Source organism: Acinetobacter sp. 789_lipA (assembly GCF_058242845.1).
In genome coordinates this window covers 3183023-3204078 of sequence record NZ_JBZAYS010000001.1, presented here as the reverse complement: position 1 = coordinate 3204078, position 21056 = coordinate 3183023, and the positions used below count along the sequence as shown (strand labels likewise).

General features: G+C 40.0%; 23 protein-coding genes and 2 pseudogenes. 11 read left to right on the top strand and 14 right to left on the bottom strand.

The genetic code is table 11. The features are described 5' to 3' along the window. Positions 1-32: 32 nt before the first annotated feature. From AC4CUZ_RS15795 to AC4CUZ_RS15775, 5 genes and pseudogenes are all read left to right on the top strand, one after another. A pseudogene (locus AC4CUZ_RS15795) lies at positions 33-635 on the top strand (aminoglycoside phosphotransferase family protein); the annotation flags it as partial. A gap of 88 nt (positions 636-723) precedes the next feature. Beyond that, complete coding sequence (locus AC4CUZ_RS15790; protein ID WP_114836855.1) at positions 724-1113, top strand: tautomerase family protein; 390 nt, start codon at positions 724-726, stop codon at positions 1111-1113. A 376-nt stretch (positions 1114-1489) separates the two neighbouring features. Beyond that, a complete protein-coding gene (gene ubiH / locus AC4CUZ_RS15785) occupies positions 1490-2698 on the top strand; it encodes a 2-octaprenyl-6-methoxyphenyl hydroxylase (RefSeq protein ID WP_151837000.1) in 1209 nt (402 codons plus the stop codon). Further along, positions 2695-3939, top strand: coding sequence for an FAD-dependent monooxygenase (locus AC4CUZ_RS15780; protein WP_151836999.1), 1245 nt, complete (start codon positions 2695-2697; stop codon positions 3937-3939). Before ubiH ends, AC4CUZ_RS15780 begins: the two co-directional genes overlap by 4 nt. A gap of 175 nt (positions 3940-4114) precedes the next feature. Continuing rightward, positions 4115-4366, top strand: coding sequence for a hypothetical protein (locus AC4CUZ_RS15775; RefSeq protein ID WP_151836998.1), 252 nt, complete (start codon positions 4115-4117; stop codon positions 4364-4366). A 115-nt stretch (positions 4367-4481) separates the two neighbouring features. On the opposite strand, the gene AC4CUZ_RS15770 is transcribed toward AC4CUZ_RS15775, so the two are convergent. The 10 genes from AC4CUZ_RS15770 to AC4CUZ_RS15725 form a co-directional block, all read right to left on the bottom strand. Next, entirely contained in the window at positions 4482-5138 is a 657-nt protein-coding gene (locus AC4CUZ_RS15770; protein WP_050764484.1) for a DUF2238 domain-containing protein, read from the bottom strand. Between the two features lie 96 nt (positions 5139-5234). Next, positions 5235-6623, bottom strand: a complete 1389-nt coding sequence (gene purB, locus AC4CUZ_RS15765; RefSeq protein WP_151836997.1) for an adenylosuccinate lyase — start codon at positions 6621-6623, stop codon at positions 5235-5237. A 57-nt stretch (positions 6624-6680) separates the two neighbouring features. Continuing rightward, a complete protein-coding gene (gene hflD, locus AC4CUZ_RS15760; RefSeq protein WP_004980842.1) occupies positions 6681-7412 on the bottom strand; it encodes a high frequency lysogenization protein HflD in 732 nt (243 codons plus the stop codon). A gap of 13 nt (positions 7413-7425) precedes the next feature. Next, complete coding sequence (gene mnmA, locus AC4CUZ_RS15755; protein WP_005399800.1) at positions 7426-8559, bottom strand: tRNA 2-thiouridine(34) synthase MnmA; 1134 nt, start codon at positions 8557-8559, stop codon at positions 7426-7428. A 4-nt stretch (positions 8560-8563) separates the two neighbouring features. Continuing rightward, a complete protein-coding gene (locus AC4CUZ_RS15750; RefSeq protein WP_005399799.1) occupies positions 8564-9049 on the bottom strand; it encodes an NUDIX hydrolase in 486 nt (161 codons plus the stop codon). A 358-nt stretch (positions 9050-9407) separates the two neighbouring features. Next, the gene (locus AC4CUZ_RS15745; RefSeq protein ID WP_151836996.1) at positions 9408-9944 is read right to left on the bottom strand and encodes a gamma carbonic anhydrase family protein; all 537 of its coding nucleotides are present in this window, start codon (positions 9942-9944) and stop codon (positions 9408-9410) included. A gap of 92 nt (positions 9945-10036) precedes the next feature. After that, positions 10037-11185, bottom strand: coding sequence for a D-alanyl-D-alanine carboxypeptidase PBP5/6 (gene dacC, locus AC4CUZ_RS15740; RefSeq protein ID WP_004694204.1), 1149 nt, complete (start codon positions 11183-11185; stop codon positions 10037-10039). A gap of 117 nt (positions 11186-11302) precedes the next feature. Beyond that, positions 11303-11689, bottom strand: a complete 387-nt coding sequence (locus tag AC4CUZ_RS15735; protein WP_004694202.1) for an MCR_0457 family protein — start codon at positions 11687-11689, stop codon at positions 11303-11305. A gap of 192 nt (positions 11690-11881) precedes the next feature. Then, positions 11882-12256 carry an MCR_0457 family protein gene (locus AC4CUZ_RS15730; protein WP_035326613.1) on the bottom strand — a complete coding sequence of 125 codons (375 nt, stop codon included), beginning with the start codon at positions 12254-12256 and terminating at the stop codon, positions 11882-11884. A 311-nt stretch (positions 12257-12567) separates the two neighbouring features. Continuing rightward, positions 12568-13089: a MerR family transcriptional regulator gene (locus AC4CUZ_RS15725; protein ID WP_004694198.1), complete on the bottom strand. Its 522-nt coding sequence runs from the start codon at positions 13087-13089 to the stop codon at positions 12568-12570. Positions 13090-13425: 336 nt separating this feature from the next. On the opposite strand from AC4CUZ_RS15725, the gene AC4CUZ_RS15720 reads away from it, so the two are divergent. Next, complete coding sequence (locus AC4CUZ_RS15720; RefSeq protein ID WP_062034481.1) at positions 13426-14190, top strand: COG4705 family protein; 765 nt, start codon at positions 13426-13428, stop codon at positions 14188-14190. A 182-nt stretch (positions 14191-14372) separates the two neighbouring features. On the opposite strand, the gene AC4CUZ_RS15715 is transcribed toward AC4CUZ_RS15720, so the two are convergent. Both AC4CUZ_RS15715 and AC4CUZ_RS15710 read right to left on the bottom strand, forming a co-directional pair. Further along, entirely contained in the window at positions 14373-14648 is a 276-nt protein-coding gene (locus tag AC4CUZ_RS15715) for a putative quinol monooxygenase (RefSeq protein WP_151836993.1), read from the bottom strand. An 8-nt stretch (positions 14649-14656) separates the two neighbouring features. Beyond that, entirely contained in the window at positions 14657-15811 is a 1155-nt protein-coding gene (locus AC4CUZ_RS15710; protein ID WP_262470872.1) for a catalase family protein, read from the bottom strand. A gap of 247 nt (positions 15812-16058) precedes the next feature. Here AC4CUZ_RS15710 and AC4CUZ_RS15705 point away from each other — a divergent pair, with 247 nt between their 5' ends. After that, complete coding sequence (locus AC4CUZ_RS15705) at positions 16059-16763, top strand: DUF1003 domain-containing protein (protein WP_078388870.1); 705 nt, start codon at positions 16059-16061, stop codon at positions 16761-16763. Positions 16764-16933: 170 nt separating this feature from the next. Here the strand turns inward: AC4CUZ_RS15705 and AC4CUZ_RS15700 are convergent. Further along, positions 16934-17044 (bottom strand): annotated as a pseudogene (locus AC4CUZ_RS15700) (IS5/IS1182 family transposase); the annotation flags it as partial. A 166-nt stretch (positions 17045-17210) separates the two neighbouring features. On the opposite strand from AC4CUZ_RS15700, the gene AC4CUZ_RS15695 reads away from it, so the two are divergent. Beyond that, positions 17211-17570, top strand: a complete 360-nt coding sequence (locus tag AC4CUZ_RS15695; RefSeq protein ID WP_201950789.1) for a hypothetical protein — start codon at positions 17211-17213, stop codon at positions 17568-17570. Positions 17571-17883: 313 nt separating this feature from the next. On the opposite strand, the gene AC4CUZ_RS15690 is transcribed toward AC4CUZ_RS15695, so the two are convergent. Beyond that, on the bottom strand, positions 17884-18039 hold the full coding sequence (locus AC4CUZ_RS15690; protein ID WP_227556994.1) for an Arm DNA-binding domain-containing protein: 156 nt from the start codon (positions 18037-18039) through the stop codon (positions 17884-17886). Between the two features lie 148 nt (positions 18040-18187). Here AC4CUZ_RS15690 and surE point away from each other — a divergent pair, with 148 nt between their 5' ends. The 3 genes from surE (at position 18188) to AC4CUZ_RS15675 (ending at position 20946) form a co-directional block, all read left to right on the top strand. Beyond that, on the top strand, positions 18188-18949 hold the full coding sequence (surE, locus tag AC4CUZ_RS15685) for a 5'/3'-nucleotidase SurE (protein WP_201953883.1): 762 nt from the start codon (positions 18188-18190) through the stop codon (positions 18947-18949). 153 nt (positions 18950-19102) lie between these two features. Then, positions 19103-19921, top strand: a complete 819-nt coding sequence (locus tag AC4CUZ_RS15680) for a peptidoglycan DD-metalloendopeptidase family protein (RefSeq protein ID WP_176537436.1) — start codon at positions 19103-19105, stop codon at positions 19919-19921. Between the two features lie 95 nt (positions 19922-20016). Further along, positions 20017-20946, top strand: coding sequence for a LysR family transcriptional regulator (locus AC4CUZ_RS15675; protein WP_010326350.1), 930 nt, complete (start codon positions 20017-20019; stop codon positions 20944-20946). Positions 20947-21056 lie beyond the last annotated feature (110 nt).

The window sequence follows — 21056 nt, the reverse complement described above, 5'->3', positions numbered from 1 at the left end:
AAAGTTGGTCTCCGACAAACCCGTTACGGTTCAGAGCTTTGGGCGAACTTCATCGTGCGCTTCCACAAACGCGCATATTGAATATGAGGTTCTGGCAAGATCGTGATGGCTTATCAACACATTGGGTATTGTGGAAGCAACAATTAGAATTAATGATCTCAAAATGGATGTCACGTATAAATCCATTGTCATCTGATTATCATGAGTTTTGCGACCAATTGAATGAGTTACGAAAATACGCTAAAGCGATATGTGAGCCGACACAGCTTCATTTACTGCATTGTGACTATAAAGGTCGAAATATCCTTGTAGACAGTGAAAATCGAATTTCGGGTATTATAGACTTCGACGCTGCTCGTATTGGAGATGCGGTCTATGATTTAGCTAAAATTATTTGGGTGGATATAGATTTCTCTGATTTAGAATTACGAAATGCTTTTTTAGAGGGTTGGGAATGTACGTATAAGCAGACTGTGCCTAAAATGAAATTTCTATTCTATGTTGGCATTCAATGTCTTGCAGCAATCGCTTGGACAGATCAAAATCCTTCCGCTGATGGGACAAATCCTATTTTTCGTGCTTCCGCAATTCGGACGCTGAGAATTGCATTAAAAGAATTAGAGATGCTTGATTAGATTCTAAGACTCTTGTTTCGTATAAGTGCCATTATGTTAAATAGGGGAGAAACTAAGCTAAAATTAGGGTTTTAATTTAGAGAAAGTAATGTCTCAGATAAAAATTTATGCTTTAAATGAAACAATAGAATTACATCGTGATAATTTAAGTAAAGCTATCCATCAGGCTTTAGTTAAAGAATTAAAATACCCTGAAGAGAAAAGGTTTCAACGTTTTATCGCACTAGAATCTAAGGATTTTGTATATCCAGTAGATCGCAGTAAATCTTATATAATTATTGAAATTTCTATGTTCGATGGACGAACAAAAGAGACTAAAAAAGCATTTATTAGGTCTCTATTCGAAAATATAAACAATCTATGCGGTATTGATTCAAATGATGTTGAGATAACTATATTTGAAACTCCTAAAGAAAACTGGGGCATTAGAGGGAGAAATGCGGATGAACTACAGTTGAATTATAAGGTAAATGTTTAAATTTTCTAAAATTAACATAATACACCTTATACGAAATTATTGAAATTTATCCTTCTTAATCAATACTTTAATTAAAGTTGTTCTAGTGCTCTGAACCCTAGAACGGCTTTTTATTGATTCTTCACGTTCCACGCCTACTATTTAATCAGAGCTCCAGATTTTTCATAAGTTTGCTTAAACCGTGTTCTGAACAAGTTTTGATGAAAATCGAAAAGACTGTCTTTTCAAAAATCATGACATGACACTTTACGGTGAAAGTACGTAAAAACATCCATTTCATTATAAAAAAGAAAATCTTTGATGTAATATAAATCCATTAAAACTTATAGGTATTTGAAGTTTTTGACTTTAGGTACGCCATAAAAAGGATAGAAGCATGCAACAAGAAGTCATCATAGTCGGTGGTGGTATGGTCGGACTCAGTCTAGCGTTGATGTTAGCCAAACAAAACATGGCAGTGAAGCTTTTAGAGGCGATCAAATACCCAAATTATGATGATGTAAACCTTGCGCCATACCATTCTAGCTTTGATGCACGAAACAGCGCCTTGTCACGTCGCACAGTTCAAATTTACCAAGAACTGGGTTTATGGAACGCTTTACAAGAACATGCAACACCTATTTTAGAAGTGAATATCACCGAACAAGGCAGCTTTGGTAAGGCGCGTCTTAAAGCAGAACAAGAAAAAGTCGAAAGCTTCGGGCAGGTCATAGAAAACGCATGGCTTGGTCGTGTACTACTGACGGAAGTTCAAAAACAACCATTTATTGAGCTGATTGATGGTGTACAAGTCACCCAACTGACCCAAGATGCCGATATGGCATACATAGAAGCGAGTCGTGGAGAAGAACAACTGTCATTGCAAGCAAAACTTGTCATTGCTGCAGATGGACGTGATTCATTCTGCCGTAAAGCCTTAGGAATAGGTGCTTCGGAGCATGATTATGATCAAGTCGCTATTGTGACCACGGTACAAACCTCAAAACCGCACAACCATGTGGGTTTTGAACGTTTTAGTAGCTTAGGGCCATTGGCATTATTACCTCTTCCTGGAGAATACCGTCGTTCCGTGGTTTGGCCTGTGAAAAAAGGCACAGAAGGTGAATGGTTGGGCGATGAAAATGACCAGCATTTCTTAGATGCTTTGCAAGAAACTTATGGCGACCGTGCAGGAAAGTTCCAAAAAACAGGTAAGCGTTTTAGTTTTCCATTGTCACAAGTATTAGCAGAAAAGCAGGCCGTAGGACGGTTGGTGTTAATGGGCAATGCCGCGCATACCATTCACCCCGTTGCCGGGCAAGGTTTTAACCTGTGTATGCGAGATGCACACGTCTTAGTACGCTATTTGACGGAGCAAATTGCGCAAAATGCCGATTTGGGCGATGCCGAAATGCTGCAAGCTTATGAGGCTTCACGTTTGACCGATCAACAACGCGTAATTAAGTTCTGTGATTCGGTGGTACGAGGTTTTAGCAACAGTAATCCAATCTTAAAGTTTATTCGGAATACTGGTTTGGTCGCGTTTGATACGATTCCAGGCATTAAACCGCTCGTTGCCAACTATGCCATGGGACTAAAAGCATGAGTCATGTTCAAACTGATGTTTTAGATGTGGTGATTATTGGTGGTGGTTTGGTTGGTGGACTGACCGCCTTGCTTTTGGCGCAAGGCGGTGTGCAAGCTACCGTACTGGATGCTGCACCTATTTTAGATGAACAAAAAACCTTGAGTGTTGCAAACCCACGTGTCTTGGCACTCAGTCAAGCGACGATACACTTGCTTAAAACCGTTGATGTTTGGGACAAGATTGCCCGCCAGATGCCGTATAGTGGCATGCAGGTGTGGAATAAAAATGGCTATGGTGAAATTAACTTTGGTCATGCGTCCAAGAAGGAACCACAAGGCGAACAAGCACTCGGTTCTATGGTTGAGCCAAGTTTGCTTAATTTAGCGATTCAACAGCAGATGCTTGCTGTACTCAACGATTACCGAACTCAGGTTAAAGTTGCCCGTGTAGAAGAAGGTGTTGGGATGTGGTATATCCATTTGGCCGATGGTACGGTGTTGAAAACCAAACTGGTGATTGGTGCAGATGGTGCAAACTCTTTTGTACGGGAACAAGCGTTTATCGATATCGATGTGCTGGATTACAAACAGGCTGGTTTAAGCTGCGCCATTCGCACGGCACAGCCTCATCAACACGTTGCACATCAGATTTTTTTAGAAATGGGACCTTTAGCATTTTTACCAATGGCGAGTTTACAGCCAGAGCAAGCAGGGCATTGGCAATCTATCGTATGGACGCTCCCCGATGATTATGCAGAAGAATATGCTGCACTTTCAGATGCTGAATTTACCCAGCTGTTAACGCGAGAAAGTCATCACATGTTAGGCGAAGTGTTGGAAGCGACACCTCGTGCCACTTTCCCACTCAAAGCACGTGCTGCACAGCAATATGTTAAAGCAGGCTTGGCTTTAATTGGTGATGCGGCTCATGTGATTCATCCGTTGGCGGGGCAAGGTGTGAATATTGGTTGTCTTGATGCGGCTGTACTGTGTGATGTATTACTACATGATCTAGCACGTGGCGCGTGGGCACATGAGCAAACACTGAAGCGTTATGAACACCGCCGTAAAGGACAAAATGATGCCATGATGCATAGCATGTCTGCCATCGGTTGGATGGAAACCACACAACTCTTTCCTGTGGTGTGGGCACGAAACTTTGGTTTGAAACAGGTTGAAAAACTGCCTGTATTAAAAGATGCTTTTATGGCACAGGCCAATGGTTTAGGGTTGCTCAAAGAGACGCGTTATGCTGTCTAAGAACGGAAGTGTTATTTTTTAGGCAGTCGTAAAATAAGATTACGATTTTGATTAAAAAAGATACGATTTTCCGTTGAATAAGACTATGCGAAAGGCTGAGAGCTTGTTAAATTTCAACATAATTGGAAACCAGTAATTCATGGGAACCTAAAATGTCATTTGTGGGGAGATTAAGATGACTGATTCAAATGATTATGATGATGTAGAAGACTCAGCAGTCGACGAAGATGAAGCTCAAGCAGCGGAAAAAGGCGCATCAGATTCTTCTGATAATGTTGTAAGTGATGGTGATGTTGCCGAAGCTGAAACACTGACGGTGACTGCAAAATTAAAACAACGCCAAGCACTTGAAGACGAAGTTGCGGCATTCCTTGCTCGCGGTGGCCGAATTACTGAAGTGCCAACAGATGAGTCTGCGAAAGACTAAGAGAGTTAAAAACACCACGCCTGACGTGGTGTTTTTTTTTGTTTTTTAAAACTGATGTACAAATCACTTATACTTGAATGAGTCCTGTCGTTATTTTTTATGGTAGACAAAATGACTACTTTTTCAATAGACAGGCTATGCCTGTGATGATTGCGCCAACTGTGGCTAAAAGCATGTCTTGGTGCGCGTCCCAAATATCACCTTGTTGTCCATTGTAGTTTTCAGCATCTTCAGGCGATAAGCCCATCGCAATAAACCATTCAATCCATTCGTAAATGAGGCTACTTGCCATCACAAATTGAATGACCAGCAAGAATAGGGTGAGTTTAGAAAGTTGAGGCAGCCACACTTGAAACAGACGGTAGAAAAACGGGTAGAGCAGCAAACCGTACGCTAAATGTACAAAGCGATCATACATATTCCGCGTCCAACCGAAACTCTGGTTGAGGTCTAGATTTAAATACTGCATAGACCATTCATTATAGGGCACATAAGAATATAGATAATGCGCACCGAGTATATGAATCAGCAAAAACCCAATATATAGCATAAAACTGATTAAGCTGAGCCCCATTTTATAAAGACAAATGATCAGCGTCACCAACATGAATACGGTTCCGACCTGATGCAGAATATAAGAGCTGACTTCAAGGGGGTGGATCGATGCGAAAGCAATGGCGACAGCGAGTACAATGAGCGCAACCCAATGCGGTTTTTTCAGTTGATAGTCAAAGTGAGCTTTCGTTGTTGTACTTTTAAGGATTGTCATCATTTTTATTGGTTTTTCAATTATGCATATAGGAGATTCTTGTTTGCATTATAGATAAAAAAGCGAAGCCTAAGCTTCGCTTTTTTCAATTTCTAAAAATTAGATTTTAGAAATTAAGTCAGCAACTTGTTTTGCTTGTTCAGCTGCGTTACCTGTATAGGTTGCAGGTGTCATTTCCGCTAAACGTGCGCGGTCAGCAGCAGGGACAGCTTCAAGTTCATTACCATTGACGAAGTCAACCATCATGTCACGTGTCATGGCTTGACCACGAGTTAATGCTTTTAGTTTTTCATATGGTTTTTCAACGTTGTAACGACGCATTACCGTTTGAATTGGTTCAGCTAGAACTTCTTGCGCATTGTTCAAGTCTTCATCAATACGTGCAGCATTCAGTTCAAGTTTACCAATACCTTTTAAACAGGCTTCAAAAGCGATCAAGCTTTGTGCAAAACCAACACCCATGTTACGTAGTACAGTTGAGTCCGTTAGGTCACGCTGCCAGCGAGAAATTGGAAGTTTTTCGCCAAGGTGCGCCAGTACAGCATTGGCTAAGCCTAAGTTGCCTTCTGAGTTTTCGAAGTCAATAGGGTTTACTTTGTGTGGCATCGTTGAAGAACCCACTTCACCATCTTTGAGTTTTTGCTTGAAGAAACCAAGCGAGATATAACCCCAAACGTCACGGTTAAAGTCGATCAAAATCGTATTGAAACGACGTAAAGCATCAAACAGTTCCGCCATGTAGTCATGCGGCTCAATTTGAGTGGTATATGGGTTAAAGCTTAGGCCTAAAGACTCAACGAATGCTTGTGAGTGTGCAGGCCAGTTGATGTCTGGGTAAGCAGAAAGGTGAGCGTTATAGTTACCTACCGCACCATTAATTTTGCCTAAAAGCTCAACTTGTTTGAATTGTTTGATTTGGCGCGCAAGACGGTACGCTACGTTTGCCATTTCTTTACCCAAAGTGGTTGGGCTTGCCGTCTGACCATGTGTACGAGACAACATAGGTTGGTCAGCATGCTTTTCAGCCAATGCCACGATTGAGTCAATGATTTGCTGCATAGATGCAACCAATACATCACGACCACTTTTCAGCATTAATGCATGAGACAAGTTGTTGATGTCTTCAGAGGTACACGCAAAGTGAATGAATTCACCCGCATTTTTAAGCTCTTCGATGCCTTCAATTTTTTCTTTCAGGAAGTACTCAACGGCTTTGACGTCATGGTTCGTGGTACGTTCGATATCTTTAATACGGTTGGCATCGCTTTCAGAAAAGTCAGCAACAATTGCATCAAGTGCAGCATTGGTCTCAGCACTGAAATCAGGCACTTCAGTGATTTCTGGACGGTTTGCAAGCGCTTGTAACCAACGCACTTCAACAGTCACACGAGCATGGATTAAACCAAACTCAGAGAGGAAAGGACGAAGCGCATCACATTTGCTAGCGTAGCGTCCATCTAATGGAGAAAGTGCGGTTAAAGCGTTCATAGCGATTCCTTAAACTTTGGAATTAAACGTAAAACTAAAAAGCCCGTCGATCATGTGTTAAATCACCTGATACTGTAAACGAGCGAGATCTTGAATATCTTTGAGCAATTTGCGTTTACTAAACACCATGCCCCATGAACTTCCACCGAGCTGACGCCATAAATGTGCCATTTGTAAGCCAGTGAAGAGGGAAGCTCGAATGCGGTTGGTATGCGATGAGTCTTTAAATGCTTCTGCATTGCCCCGCACCATAATGCGTGGGTTAATTTGCCCGGCGGTATCGACGTAGGTTTGTGCGAGGTTGGCAATGATGCTTGGGTGTAAATAGTTATTATCGAAAAAAGAAAGCTGTCTTAAGATTTTTTGTTGGGACTGTTCAATAATTTCAACGAATTTGGGGTTGCTATACACTTTCTTTTCGAGTTGTAAGAGTGCCATGGCATAGGTCATGGGAAGTTTAGCGGTGGATAATTTGGGAATTCGAGTTTTGGGTGAGGTATTAAAGGGCTGGGTAATGCTACTTTCTAAGGTTTTCAGTCCTAAGGAGATGTCCGCCAGTTGATGAAAGAAGTCTAAAGTTTGTCCACTTTGGTTGCCCTTCGGTCGGATATTTAAACTGGCTTTAATCAACTGCTCTAAATAGAAGTTACCGCTTTCCCCAATACTTTGCTGACCGCTTAAGGCGGTCATATGCGTTAGTTGCGCGGACTGAAAAACAGCCGCCAACGCCAAAGCTCGGTTTTGGCGTTCGTTCAAAGTTTGAGGCTGTTGAAACGGTAACTCAGCCATGTCTTAAAATCCTTTAAATAAAATCAGGTTTAGGAGCATTGGTATGATGAATCACGCCACCGCCTAAACAAACTTCACCTGAGTAGAATACGACACTCTGACCCGGAGTCACAGCACGTTGGGGTTCATCGAACTCAACACGTACGCCACCTGGGGTAGTCGGATCATTAAAGATCACACAATCTTGGTCATCTTGGCGATAGCGCGTCCGTGAGGTACAACGGAAACCTGTTTCAGGAATCTGCATTTCACCTGCGACCCAGTCAATTGTTTCACTCCAAAGTGTAGTACTTTGCATGAGTGGATGTTCATGACCTTGACCAATCACCAAACGGTTGTTTTCAATATCTTTATGTAGAACGAACCATGCGCCTTCAGCCACACCTTTCAAACCACCAATACCAATACCACCGCGTTGACCGAGCGTATAGTACATTAAGCCGTGATGTTCACCAACCTCTTTGCCATCATCTAAGACGATTTTTCCAGCTTGTGCAGGTAAGTATTGTTTTAAGAAGTCATTAAAACGACGTTCACCAATAAAACAGATGCCTGTTGAGTCTTTTTTCTTCGCCGTGACTAAGTCATATTGTTCCGCAATTTTACGTACTTCAGGCTTTTCAATTTCACCGACAGGGAACAACGTCTTATTAATTTCACGGCCATGCACAGCATGTAAGAAATAGGTCTGGTCTTTGTTTTTATCTAAACCACGCAGTAAAGGTGCGTATTCCTCACCTTTAGAGTTGGTCATAGTTTCGCCGCGACGTGCATAATGACCAGTCGCAATAAAGTCTGCGCCCAGTTGCATAGCATGATCTAAGAACGCACGGAATTTGATTTCTTTATTACATAAAATATCTGGGTTTGGTGTACGGCCCGCAGCATACTCCGCTAAGAAATGCTCAAATACCCGATCCCAATATTCCATAGCAAAGTTAGCGGTGTGTAACTTAATCCCTAGTTTGTCACAGACGGCTTGAGCATCGGCTAAGTCTTCCATAGCCGTGCAGTATTCCGTACCGTCATCTTCTTCCCAGTTCTTCATGAAAAGACCTTCAACTTGATAACCTTGTTGAAGAAGAAGAGCAGCAGAAACAGATGAATCTACACCACCCGACATACCGACGATGACACGTTGTTGCATAGGACTAGGCATCCAAACTTGAAATAAGGGGAGAATTTTGGTGCTCATAAACGAGCGATAAAGGATATTTTTGCCCCGCGAGTGCGTCTTGAACCGCTTTAATCACCAATGGACTACGTGCACGGGCCGTTTCGAGTAGTTCATCCAAAGTCATCCATACTGCACCCACGATACCTGTATCGAGTTCAGCGGTTGGACTGTGATGAAGTGACTGCGCTAAAAAGCAGAAACGATAATACGTGCGGTCTGGAAACATGGGTGGTGTATAGGTATAAATGCCCAATAACGCATCTATAGACACTTCATGTCCAGTTTCTTCCATAGTTTCACGAATGGCAGCTTCGATGAGTGTTTCACCTGATTCAACATGGCCAGCAGGCTGGTTAAATACAGTGTGTGTCACACCCGCAGTATGCTCTTCTACAAATAGAAATTTTCCGTCTTTTTCAACAACAGTTGCGACGGTGACGTGAGCTGTCCAAGCGGTCATATAAAAGCACCATGGGGTAAAAGGAGTATTCTACAAAATTTAGGCGGTGGTGGCTATGTTATGAATATAAAATTAGTAGCTTAGTTCCAAGCTTTAGGTATTGTCTTCATCCGCTAGGCTATGTAGGTATTGTGGTGGACTTGGACTGCCAAGTTACCAGAGCTGATTATTCATAATGATTTAAAAGAAGGGCGTTTGGTCAAAGTGATTCCAAACTGGGAGCCAAAACCCGAAATGATTCATTAATTGATTTTTTAGTGACAGCATTTGAGAAGTATTAATCCGCAGATTCAGCATTTTTGAAGGGAATATTGTTATTTGATCTGATACGAAAAGGGGAGCAAAATGCTCCCAATGATTATGACTCTAAATAATGCCCCGATACTTTGACATAGTTTTGTGCTGAATACGGTAAGAATGCCAACTCTTTTTCTGTTAGAGGACGAACTTTTTTGGCAGGACTACCGACATATAAATAGCCACTTTCCAGTACTTTCCCTGGTGGAATTAGTGTTCCTGCGCCAATCATCACATCGTCAGGAATGATGACATCGTCCAAAACAATGCTATTGATACCAATCAAAACCCGATTGCCGATCGTACAGCCATGTAAGGTAACATGGTGACCAATCGTGACATCTTCGCCAATGATTAAAGGCGAGCCATTTGGTTTGTCCGCTTTTTTATGACTAACATGCAGCATAGCATGGTCTTGTACATTTGAGTTTTTACCAATCTGAATATGGTTTACATCACCACGAATCACGGCAAAAGGCCACACAGAAACATTTTCAGCCAAGATGACATCACCAATCACTACCGACATTTCATCGATATAGCAGTTGTTGCCAAGCTGTGGAGTGCTGTTCAAATAAGGGCGAATATTTTTAGCCATGTTGGTGTTCTGCCTTTGCGTAGGTGCCCATTATAAAATAAAAAAGCATCCAGACCGAGGTGTGGATGCTTTAACTTAAGTCTAAATATTACTTAGAATAAGTTTGAGAAGAATTGTTTGATGTGGTCAAGCATACGTGCAAAGAAACCTGCTTCTTCAACATCTTTCAGCGCCACAAGTGGTTTTTCAGCAATCACTTTACCATCAAGGCTTGCTACATATTTACCAACCACTTGTCCTTTTTTCAACGGTGCAGTCAGTTTCGGTTGAACCACGAGTTGTGTTTTGATTGCGTTGGCTTGACCTTTAGGCATAGTCACATTAAAGGTTTCAGCTAAACCAATTTGTACGTCACTTTCTTTACCAAACCACACTTTTGATTTTGCTAAAACTTGGTTCGCAGCTTGAACATTTTTAGTTTCAAAATTTGCATAACCCCACGCTAAAATTTCACGTGTTTGCGTTGCGCGTTCTTGCATGCTTGGCGCACCAAAAATCACAGAAATCAAACGCATTGGGCCACGTTTAGCCGAAGTTGTTAAGCAATAACCCGCTTCGTCAGTATGACCAGTTTTTAAACCATCGACACTTGGGTCAGTATAAAGCAAGGCATTACGGTTGCCTTGTTTGATACCGTTAAAAGTAAATTCTTTTTCAGAATAAATCGGATAATATTTTGAACTGTCGTGAATGATGTGCTGTGCAAGCGTTGCCATGTCTTTAGCAGTGGAGTAGTGACCTTCAGCAGGCATACCTGTTGAGTTCATGAAGCTGGTATTGGTCATGCCGATACGTTTTGCTTCAGTGTTCATCATGTGAACGAAAGTGCCTTCGTTCCCAGCAATGTGCTCAGCCATAGCCTTAGATGCATCATTACCCGATTGGATGATAATGCCGCGTAACATCTCTAATGCAGTCGCAGTACCATTTAATGGCACATACATACATGATTCCGAACTACTACCACGACACCAAGCAGACTCGTTCATCCGAACTTTTTCATCTTCGGTTAGCTCGCCCGCCAACAACTTTTGCTCAATAATGAAACTCGTCATCATTTTTGTCATTGACGCTGGTGCTAATTTTTCATTTTCATTTTTAGATGCGAGGATTTGCCCAGTCTCATAATCCATCAGCACATATGATTTATTATTTAGTTCTGGTGGTGAGGATAAGACAGTTGCTGCAAATGAAATGCTTGGTACGAGTAATGCCGCAGCAAGGGCGCTTTTTTGAATCATTCTAAGGGGTTCCGATTTCTTTAGTATAAGCACGAGAGCTTTGCATTTTAGGACAAAGTTCTGCCGACTTCTACGGGAGAAATCGGCTTATTTCAAAGATATTGTAACCAATTGGTATTATTTGCTGTAAGTGCTCAATTCTTTACAAATTTCTTGGTTTTTCGCTTTACCTGCTTTTTTCGCATCGGCTTGAGCTTCGGCTAAAATAGGCTTAAATTTTTTCTCTTTGCTGAGGCTTTTAAGGTATTCAGTCGGGTTTTTCTGTTGCGGTAGATATTCTTTGGCCAAAGTGTTGTAGCCATTTTCAAACTGACTCTGGTCTGAAACGAGACTTGGACAAACTTCTGATAGGACATAAATTGCAGCCAACTCTTGCTGCGTCACTTGTTGCAGTGGAGTTACTTCAATATTTTCGTCTTTATTGGCCGCATGAGCCGAACCGATAGCAATCAAAGAAGAACCACAAACTGCCAAAATCACTTTTTTCATTACATTTAAATTCATTATAAACCCTAAGTGCATACATGTTGTTGCCATAATAGGATGAGCTTAAACAAATTTTAAGTAAATGTAAGCGCAAAAATGTATAGAAGCTGTTGAAGTCGCTTCATCGTTTTTACATTTTTCAGTCCAATAAAAAAGGATGAATAACCCCATTATTCATCCTTTCTTTGCGATATAGATGTAGAACTTGAATTAACCTTCAAAGTTTACAACGTCATCACATACTGACTTTTGTTCTGCTTTGTCAGTACCATTTGCATCTGTACGAGCTTCTTTCAGAATCGACTGGTATTCGCTGTCTGACTGTAATTTTGCATAGGTCATCGACTTATCTGAGTAGTCTTGTAAATAGGTTTGAATTAAAGTTTGAATGTTGCTTTCAATTTTAGGGCCTTGACCCACCAAAGCAGGGCAAAATTCGGTCATGACTTGCGCTGCTGCAATATCTTCTTTCACGATGGTGTTGGCTTCTTCTGTGCTTAATCCCTCTAGTGCAAAAGCAGATTGAGAAATCATGATAGCCATGCCTAATCCGAAGAAATTACGTAATGTTAAGCTTTTAATCATTTTTAAAATCACATATTTATGGTGGATGCGGAGACTCAATATATATATTTTCAATTAGAATTCAATGAAAAGTTCTGACCAGTCATTTTTTAATAAAGTTTTTTGTTTTGGACTTTTTAATCGCCAATGATCATCCTAACGACTTCTAATCTTCAGTTTTGGCAGTCTTTAGGATGATCTGCTTGTTGGTGCAGGAATAATATTTAGGGATAAAAAATGCTTACGATAGGTAAGCAGTGAACTCAATAGCGCTTAGATGAGAGCTATTGGGTTTGATGTTCAAATGATCAAATATTGAGAGCTAAAAAGCACTATAAGCTTCGAATAGCCGTAATCTCATCTTGTGTAATGTTGAGTGACTCTAAGAATTTTTGATGCTCCTCAGGTTCCATCTCTTCAAATTTTTGATGCCACTTAATCATATCTTCTTTTGATAAACCTGCTGCGATCATAATCTCTACCCATTTGGCTTTATTCACGAACTTTTCCTTTAATAAAATGGACTTTTTCAATAACTCAATGATGGCTTTTTGATGAGCTCTTAAGTTATTGATCTCTTGTTCCAATGCCCGAAAATGATTTTCCAAGATCTGCCCTTGGGATATGCTAAGTGGTTCTAAAAGCAAGCGAATATCTGAAATGGATAGTCCGTAAGAACGGTAGGAGATGATGCTTTTAAGACGCTCAATTTCACTTTCACCGTACCACCGGTATCCATTTTCAGCGATTAAGCTTGGTTTTAATAAACCCTGTTTCTCATAATAGAGAATAGTCGTTCTGGATAAACCGAGTTTTTTCGCTAAGCGAGATACAGTAAGCATAGTTTCCATCATTCGTTCATTGTTCCATTAAGCTAAACCCTTTACTTATAGACGGGTCAATCAGGTGAATTCAAAAATATCGCAAATTAAACTGATGCGAACAGAACATTTGCCATGGCTTATTTTACAGCTGTCTTTACGGGTAGCGAGTAACAACAGCTTAGGTGTTTAACTCAGCTCAGCTTGGTTTCAAGTCCATTTAGAAAGCGGATGAATAAGTCTATGGACGTTGTGTTATTGAAAGCCATAAACAGCCTCTATGGGCGAGGTCTTTGAAATTTAAGATTGGTTTCAGTTGTGAGCACTATTATTCAGCATAGACAAAAGAATAAGGTTTGGGTGCGTATCATGACTGAAGAAAAAACACTGCATGAGGTGCTGAGCAAGGTGCCTGAAGTCACTTTGCTGTTTTGGATCATTAAAATTGCGGCAACAACTCTGGGTGAAACAGCGGGGGATGCCTTATCCATGTCGCTTAATTTGGGATATATCGTAAGTACGGGTATCTTCGCCGTTATTTTTGCAATATTCGTTGCGGCACAGATTAAGGCCAAAAAATATAATGCATTTTTTTATTGGTCTACAATCATTGCAACAACAACTCTAGGGACAACTATAGCGGACTATGTTGATCGTACCTTAGGACTGGGCTATTTAGGTGGCAGCTTAATCTTATTTGGCCTGCTTATTTTATCTTTATTGGCGTGGTACTACAGCAGCGGGTCAATTGCGGTACAGAGTATTCAATCTTCTAAAAGTGAAGCGTTTTATTGGCTGACCATTATGTTTTCCCAAACATTGGGCACAGCGCTAGGGGATTGGACAGCAGATACGCAAGGACTGGGCTATACCAGTGCAGCACTTATCTTTGGCGGTTTACTTTTATTGCTGACGATGCTTTATATGTGGACCAAAATCTCTAGAACTTTCTTATTTTGGGCTGCATTTGTACTCACGCGACCATTAGGTGCCGTACTGGGGGATTTCCTAGATAAGCCCATTAGTCACGGAGGGTTGGATCTGAGTCGATTTGGCGCATCCTTTGTTCTATGTGCTTTTATCGTCTTTTGTTTGGTGGCTTTTAAACCCAAAGCAGCAGCGATTGCTCACTAAAAAGCTCTTAGCTTTAACACCTGCTCAATGCATGATGATCCATACAAAAATCGCTATTCTTCATTGTGTTTTTTAGTACAGAACATTTTAAATTTTAAGGTCTGAATAGAGATAGCTTTCATTTGAGGGCTATTTCAAGTTTTAGTCATAGAAGTGTCATTTTATAGCTAGAAAGTTAAACCTTATTCACCCTCAGATATTTTATACTGTCGTTTAATATTTTGTGTTTTCACTCCCCAAATGGACGAGGCCGTTCTACTTTGGTGATGCTTAAAACTTTTCATGCTATCAAAAACTTCTAGCACCTCCCAGATAAAAGGGTCGTGGCTTTGCTTGACCTCAAAAGAAATGCAGCCTTCTTCTTGATGAGTTAATTCAATATGTTCTGGAAGGAGTTTCATCACCAGATGGACTTCTTCTTTAGACACACAGATTAATAGGCCATCGAGTTTAACCATAGGACTCCTTATTGATCTCCGACATTGTTAGCGTTTGTTTGTTTAGCCGAATTCATTTCATGTCTGACGCGACTAATCTGGTCATATATGACTTTGCGCATTCGGTTTATCGCACCCAGTGGTTTATGTTCAGCTAATGCATGCCATGGTGTAAAGGATAGGTTTTCACAAAACTTATTTTGCTCAGGGGTATCAAAAACTTGCTGAGGAATACGAATAGTGGCCACCTTATAGAAGGGAGCTTGGTCTTCTTTCCATTCCGTCATCGAGTCTTCAACAGACATTGCGCTGGATGTCCGAGGTTGTACTAAAAACTCCATGCAGGCATCACGATCTTGTAACGTCGTTCGAAGTGTCTCTCTTAAAAAGTCCTTTTGAGGAGTAGCTGGAATCGGGCTAACAACGCTTGAACATGCACGAGCAGAGTACTTTACTGCTTGACGATGATCGCCGACTCCTAACTGATAGGGAACCATAGACCAGTATCTGGTTTGCAGTGGATTTGAAATTTTATTTCTAGTGTTCAAGGCAATCCAAGTTCCTTTGGCTCCTAATGCAAAAGGGACATGCAGTTTTTTTAGAAATCGATCACTATTGATATCTTGTATAAATGATAGATAACGAGCGGGGTCATTTACAAAGAATACAGGGTGATTGATCATAATGAAGTCTTGCGTAGCCGCAGGTTCATCTAAAAGGTTTTTCTCTGGCACGGCTAAAAGTTTGATCGCCATGCCGCGTGCATCTTTTTTTATATCCGCCTGTTTTGCATTACTCGATCCATTCGAAAAACGAATCCATGCTTGATAAGTTTTTCCTGGAATAAAAACACCATAAGCCATGTTTTGAGGCAATGTCTCATTTATTTTAAATTCTGCACGTACGCAACCATGTGCTTTAGGGTGCGCATCACGTAGCGCGATATCTGTGGAATATTGTTTTCGGATCGTCATTTCAATGATGTTCGCGATTTCTTTAGCAGTGGCGGCCTCATTTGGATAAAGACTTTCACTTAGACCCAGATCTACATCTGGGTATATAAAATCTTTAGGAGAAGTCAACATTACAGGTGGTGTATTCGCATCTACGTTAGCAGTGATACCTGTGAGCAATATTGTATGAAAAAGTAGACCTAAACGCATAGGCCTTGCGGAGTTAGGCATTGATTGTCTCCTTGCTCTAAAGCTGGATTTTTTTAATTTTTAGCCTGATGATATGAACTTGTTTAGCCTTATTTAAGACACAGAATCATGATTATATCTGTGGCATTTTTTTATTCATGGCTACTGTCTAGAGAAAACTTAATGAGGAGCTACTCTGAGTGGTGCTGAAAATTTGACATTGGTTTAAAATTTGTTCGAAGATGTTTATCTCCCCCAAAACCAATAATGATTATAAAAGAGAACGAGCATGAGCGAAAAAAATCAAAGTCATGAATGTTTAGTCTGTGGGCAGAAATTCCTCATTAAAAACCTCATTCCTATGGGGGCAATACGAAAATCTATTACCGAAGAAATTTCACATGATTTTCCAGAATGGTCGCCTCAAAGTTATATTTGCCAAGCAGATTTAACTAAGTATCGAATTCAGTATGTTCATTCACTGTTAAAGTCTGAAAAGGGGGAAGTGACTGATCTTGAATATGAGGTGATTAAAAGTTTGCAACAACATGAAGTGATCACCAAAAATGTTGAAAATCAGTTGGATCAAAATTGGACTTTAGGGGAAAGGCTGGCAGATAAAATTGCGACCTTTGGTGGTAGTTGGGCTTTTCTCATGTGCTTTGCTACTTTCCTAGCCATTTGGATTATTGTCAATACAGTGGTCATGGTCACGCATCCTGCCGATCCATATCCCTTTATTTTATTAAATTTAATTTTATCCTGTATTGCAGCGATTCAAGCTCCTGTGATTATGATGAGCCAAAACAGACAGGAAGCCAAAGACAGATTGCGTTCACAAAACGATTATAAAATTAATTTAAAGGCAGAGTTAGAAATTCAACATTTAAATGAAAAACTAGATCATCTGTTGATGCATCAGTGGAATAGGTTAGCCCAAATACAAGAAATACAACTGGATTTGTTATCCGAAATGAGTAAAAAACGCGAATAACTTGGCTCAATATACTCATACTTAAAGCGTGTTTTTATAATAGTGTATACTAGCTCAAACCTGAGCTGATAGTTACAGATATTTGCTTAAGACTGTTAGGTTAAATTTGAGCTTAATTCTTTTCAGCCCAAATACGTTTTTCATGGAGTAATGTTGCAAATGGCATTCTGCCATTGAGTGGTAGGATTAAACCAAATTAATATATTTACTCGATTGATTAAGGCTTGATTATAAGAGGATCAATTCGTTGAGCGATAAAATTCAGTTATAGGTTTTTTCATTTGAAAATTATATTTCTGAATAAGCTGTCAAAAATAGGTTTGTACAACAAAGCCGTGTAGAAATAGAACGTTTAATAAGATATGAGTTCTTCTAAGTTTTTAATTAAATATTTAAATCATTTTTTATATTTGATTTTATGAATGTGTTGTGATAAGGGGGGGTAATGTGAAATTTATAATATATCCAATTTTAATAATGGTTATTATTCAACCTTTTATTAGTGATTATTTTTTTGAAAAAAGAGCAAGACAGTTGGCGCTAGATGATAAAAATATTATTAGGGGGTGCTTGTTCTTAGAGAAAAAATATCGTCATAGAAATAGTAGTGATTTTTTATTATATGATGTGAATGTTGATGGTAAAGTTTATAGTACCATGGATATAAGTATTAGTGGTTTTCCATATTACGCTAAAAAATTTGCTTTTGAAAGAAAAATGGATGTCAATATTTCTTGTTATAAGATTGAATATGTAAAAGTTGGTTATTGGTTTTTTGAAAGGAGGTATATATATGATTTATCTTAATGAAAACAATATGAATGTTTTTTAATGGTTTTAGGCTTGGTTAGGTTTTTAAAATAGTTTTTTTTGATTTTTTATAAATATAGATGAATTAACATGAGTAAAGTTGGAGGTGAAATAAGTAATGTTTTAGAGATAAGCTGTGATACAGTAGATAGTGAGCTAGCGAATGCAGTTAGCAGTAGAAGTATTGGATGAGGCCGTAACAGATTCTGCCTTTTTTTCTTTTTTCATCAACAGGGTTTATATCGTCTTTTAATAAGATCCTAGATTCATCTTTCTTTTACATGCTTCAGCTAGACAGACAATAGCATATTCACCAAAACTTACCATTCCTTCCTTTTAATGTATATTTGAATCGCCAGATTTTCTTGCCAGTGGGTCTAACTTCAATGTATAACCTTTCTGCATCAAGCACTCTATATGCTTTTTCTTTAGACTTTAGTGATTTTATTTTAGTATCTGATAGCATTAAGTTACCCGCAAAAGTCTCGGTTTTTTGACAGATTAGTGCGAACTAATACAGACTAAAATAGATTAAATTTAAAGTTAAATAAATGTTTTTTTTATATATTTTCTAAATTAATATAGATTTAAGAAGATTCATCAGTGAATATTTTATAATAGCTAATGACGATGGTGTTTTTGCACCAGGTATTCAAGCGCTCGCACATGCTTTACGTCCATTAGGTCGCGTGGTGATTGTAGCACCCGAAAGTGAACGCAGTGGTTTTTCCAGTGCTTTAACTTTAGATCGACCTTTACGTCCAATCGAAATTGCATCCGACATGTGGGCAGTCAATGGTACACCCGCGGACTGCGTCTATTTGTCCATGAATGGCTTATTTGACTTTGAGTTTGATCTGGTTGTTAGTGGCATCAATAGCGGGGCAAACTTGGGTGATGATGTACTCTACTCAGGTACAGTTGGAGCAGCATTTGAAGGGCGTCTAATGAAACAGCCAGCCATTGCGGTATCACTTGCGGGCCCTGAAGTGCGTTCGTACAATCGTCCAGAAGATTATCATCATGCTGCACAGTGGGTGCATGACTTTGTGAAACAAGGTTTGCCAGCACTGCCACCACGCCATATTTTAAATATTAATATTCCAGATGTCGCTGAGTTACAGGGCGCTAAAATTACTTATCAAGGACGTCGTCGTCAGTCTAAGCCGATTACCAGTCATGTTGACCCACGTGGTCGTCAAGTGTACTGGATTGGGCTTGCAGGTGAAGCTGTGGCGGAACCGAAAAGAGGCTATGATGAGGTAGAGTCAGACTTTTTCGCTGTGGCAAATGGTTTTGTGAGTATTACGCCTATTCAGATGGATGCAACCAACTATGAAGTTTTGCATGCATTACAAGGGCAAATAAGTGCTTAAAAGGCGCTACAGCTGAGCAATACAAGGAATGTATTCAGCTGTTTGTTATAACTTTGTGAAAATACGCGCAGAGATACTATTTTCACATACTTTTTTGCTAATCTTAGCGCAAATTAAACTGATTATTTTTTGTATTTTTAGAGAGTAAGATAAATGTCTGTGTTGTCTCAAATTCGTTTCATTGCAATTCCTACAGCACTACTGAAAACTGTCGTGTTATCTACTGCTGTAGTTTCAACTGTTATTTTGAGTGGTTGTGCTTCTAAACCACAGGTTAACAATGCGACACGTTTTGCGAAAGCACCAGACTATTATACAGTTCGTTCAGGCGACACGCTGAGCGGTATTGCAACTCGTTATGGGCTGAGTTATACCTCTGTTGCGGACATGAATGATATTGCTGCGCCGTATCGTATTTATGTGGGGCAGTCATTACGTTTAAAAGGTTCGGGTAGCCCACGTACAACCACGACGCAACCTATTACACAAACCGCCCCAATTCAACGTCAAAATGTTGGTCTCCCGAGTCAAAATACGACCACCACAACCACAACAACTCCTGCTAAAGTACCGACCGCACCTGTTGCGAGCTCGAAAAGTTCAACTTTACGCTGGGTAAAACCAAGTAATGGCGCTGTTTTGCAAGGTTATAATTTAGCAAATAATGTAAAAGGTATTCGCTATGCTGGTAACCAAGGTGATCCAATTTATGCAGCAGCAGATGGCCAAGTGGTGTATGCAGCAGACGGATTGAAAGAATATGGGAACTTAATTTTGGTTAAGCATATTGATGGTTATATCACAGCATATGCACACAACAGTGCGATGAATGTGAAGAGCGGTCAAAATGTGACGGCAGGACAGAAAATTGCTGAAATGGGATCCACAGGTGCAACGCGCACCATGTTAGAGTTCCAAGTACGCTTAGATGGCAAGCCAATCAATCCGACTATAGTTTTACCATTAAATTAAAAAATTTGGATGCAACGCAAAAAATTCACCGTATAATACAATGAGTTGTTTTTATCAAATAGATGAAAACTTCTCATGAATCCAGAGAGAATTTTATGTTAGATCAACTACGGGCAATGGGTGTTTTTGCTTGTGTTGTCGAAAAGAGTTCATTTAGTGGTGCCGCGCGTGAGTTAGGCATCACTACAAGTGCTGTGAGTCAGCAAATTCGTTCTTTAGAGCAAGAGATGGAAGTTGTTCTTTTACATCGCTCAACAAGAAAGTTGAATTTAACTGAAGCAGGCCAGGCTTTTTTCCACAGCTGTCAAGAAATGCTCGCCGCTGCTGAACGTGGCAAAATACGTATCAATGAATTGCGCGATGATCTCGTGGGTGAGCTGCGAATAGCCACTACGCCAGAGTTGGGTGCCAATCATGTGATTCCTGCTTTGTCGCATTGGATGTCTGCACATCGCGGATTATCTATTCATATTGAAGCAGATAATCATTATGTGGATTTGATGAATGGGCGAATTGATATTGCGTTAAGAATGAGTCCAACGGTTGACGATCAAAGCGTACATGTCGTGCCATTGGCGCGCGTGGAACAGATTTTGGTTGCTTCACCGAGCTATTTGAATCAGTCTGCACCAATTTCACGACCTGAAGATTTGAAAAATCATGATCTTATTCCGATCACGATTATGAAAAATAATCATGATTTTGATTTTAAAAATGTGGTGACAGGTGATGCGGTTAAACTTGAGATGAAATCAAGAGTAGCCAGTAATAATATTTTAGTAACAAAGACTTTATGCCAACATGGGCATGGAGTTGCACGTATTTTATATTTAGATGTGCAAAAAGAATTGGTTAACGGTTCTTTAGTGGAAGTTCTTCCAGAGTGGAAGCTCCCTAACTTTACGCTATATGCCATCATTTCAAAGCATGAACAACAGCCGATGAAGATCCATCGTTGTTTGGATGCATTGAAACAATACTTTTGCCAACTACCCGGCGGTCGTATTTACCAAGAAGCAAGCTAATTCGATAGAGATTGTAACTGACGATCAGTCAACCCATACACATGCTTATAAATTTTAAATGACATAACTACATAATTTGAGTTAAGCGGTTCACATGGAACCGCTTAACA

Coding starts and splice junctions, on each gene's coding strand:
- AC4CUZ_RS15705 (WP_078388870.1), top strand. CDS start 16,059: ATGAGCGAAAAAAATCAAAGTCATGAATGTTTAGTCTGTGGGCAGAAA.
- AC4CUZ_RS15770 (WP_050764484.1), bottom strand. CDS start 5,138: ATGATGACAATCCTTAAAAGTACAACAACGAAAGCTCACTTTGACTAT.
- AC4CUZ_RS15730 (WP_035326613.1), bottom strand. CDS start 12,256: ATGATTAAAAGCTTAACATTACGTAATTTCTTCGGATTAGGCATGGCT.
- dacC (WP_004694204.1), bottom strand. CDS start 11,185: ATGATTCAAAAAAGCGCCCTTGCTGCGGCATTACTCGTACCAAGCATT.
- ubiH (WP_151837000.1), top strand. CDS start 1,490: ATGCAACAAGAAGTCATCATAGTCGGTGGTGGTATGGTCGGACTCAGT.
- AC4CUZ_RS15780 (WP_151836999.1), top strand. CDS start 2,695: ATGAGTCATGTTCAAACTGATGTTTTAGATGTGGTGATTATTGGTGGT.
- mnmA (WP_005399800.1), bottom strand. CDS start 8,559: ATGCAACAACGTGTCATCGTCGGTATGTCGGGTGGTGTAGATTCATCT.
- AC4CUZ_RS15710 (WP_262470872.1), bottom strand. CDS start 15,811: ATGCCTAACTCCGCAAGGCCTATGCGTTTAGGTCTACTTTTTCATACA.
- hflD (WP_004980842.1), bottom strand. CDS start 7,412: ATGGCTGAGTTACCGTTTCAACAGCCTCAAACTTTGAACGAACGCCAA.
- purB (WP_151836997.1), bottom strand. CDS start 6,623: ATGAACGCTTTAACCGCACTTTCTCCATTAGATGGACGCTACGCTAGC.
- AC4CUZ_RS15675 (WP_010326350.1), top strand. CDS start 20,017: ATGTTAGATCAACTACGGGCAATGGGTGTTTTTGCTTGTGTTGTCGAA.
- AC4CUZ_RS15745 (WP_151836996.1), bottom strand. CDS start 9,944: ATGGCTAAAAATATTCGCCCTTATTTGAACAGCACTCCACAGCTTGGC.
- AC4CUZ_RS15725 (WP_004694198.1), bottom strand. CDS start 13,089: ATGATGGAAACTATGCTTACTGTATCTCGCTTAGCGAAAAAACTCGGT.
- AC4CUZ_RS15790 (WP_114836855.1), top strand. CDS start 724: ATGTCTCAGATAAAAATTTATGCTTTAAATGAAACAATAGAATTACAT.
- AC4CUZ_RS15680 (WP_176537436.1), top strand. CDS start 19,103: ATGTCTGTGTTGTCTCAAATTCGTTTCATTGCAATTCCTACAGCACTA.
- AC4CUZ_RS15750 (WP_005399799.1), bottom strand. CDS start 9,049: ATGACCGCTTGGACAGCTCACGTCACCGTCGCAACTGTTGTTGAAAAA.
- AC4CUZ_RS15690 (WP_227556994.1), bottom strand. CDS start 18,039: ATGCTATCAGATACTAAAATAAAATCACTAAAGTCTAAAGAAAAAGCA.
- AC4CUZ_RS15720 (WP_062034481.1), top strand. CDS start 13,426: ATGACTGAAGAAAAAACACTGCATGAGGTGCTGAGCAAGGTGCCTGAA.
- AC4CUZ_RS15735 (WP_004694202.1), bottom strand. CDS start 11,689: ATGAATTTAAATGTAATGAAAAAAGTGATTTTGGCAGTTTGTGGTTCT.
- AC4CUZ_RS15715 (WP_151836993.1), bottom strand. CDS start 14,648: ATGGTTAAACTCGATGGCCTATTAATCTGTGTGTCTAAAGAAGAAGTC.
- AC4CUZ_RS15775 (WP_151836998.1), top strand. CDS start 4,115: ATGACTGATTCAAATGATTATGATGATGTAGAAGACTCAGCAGTCGAC.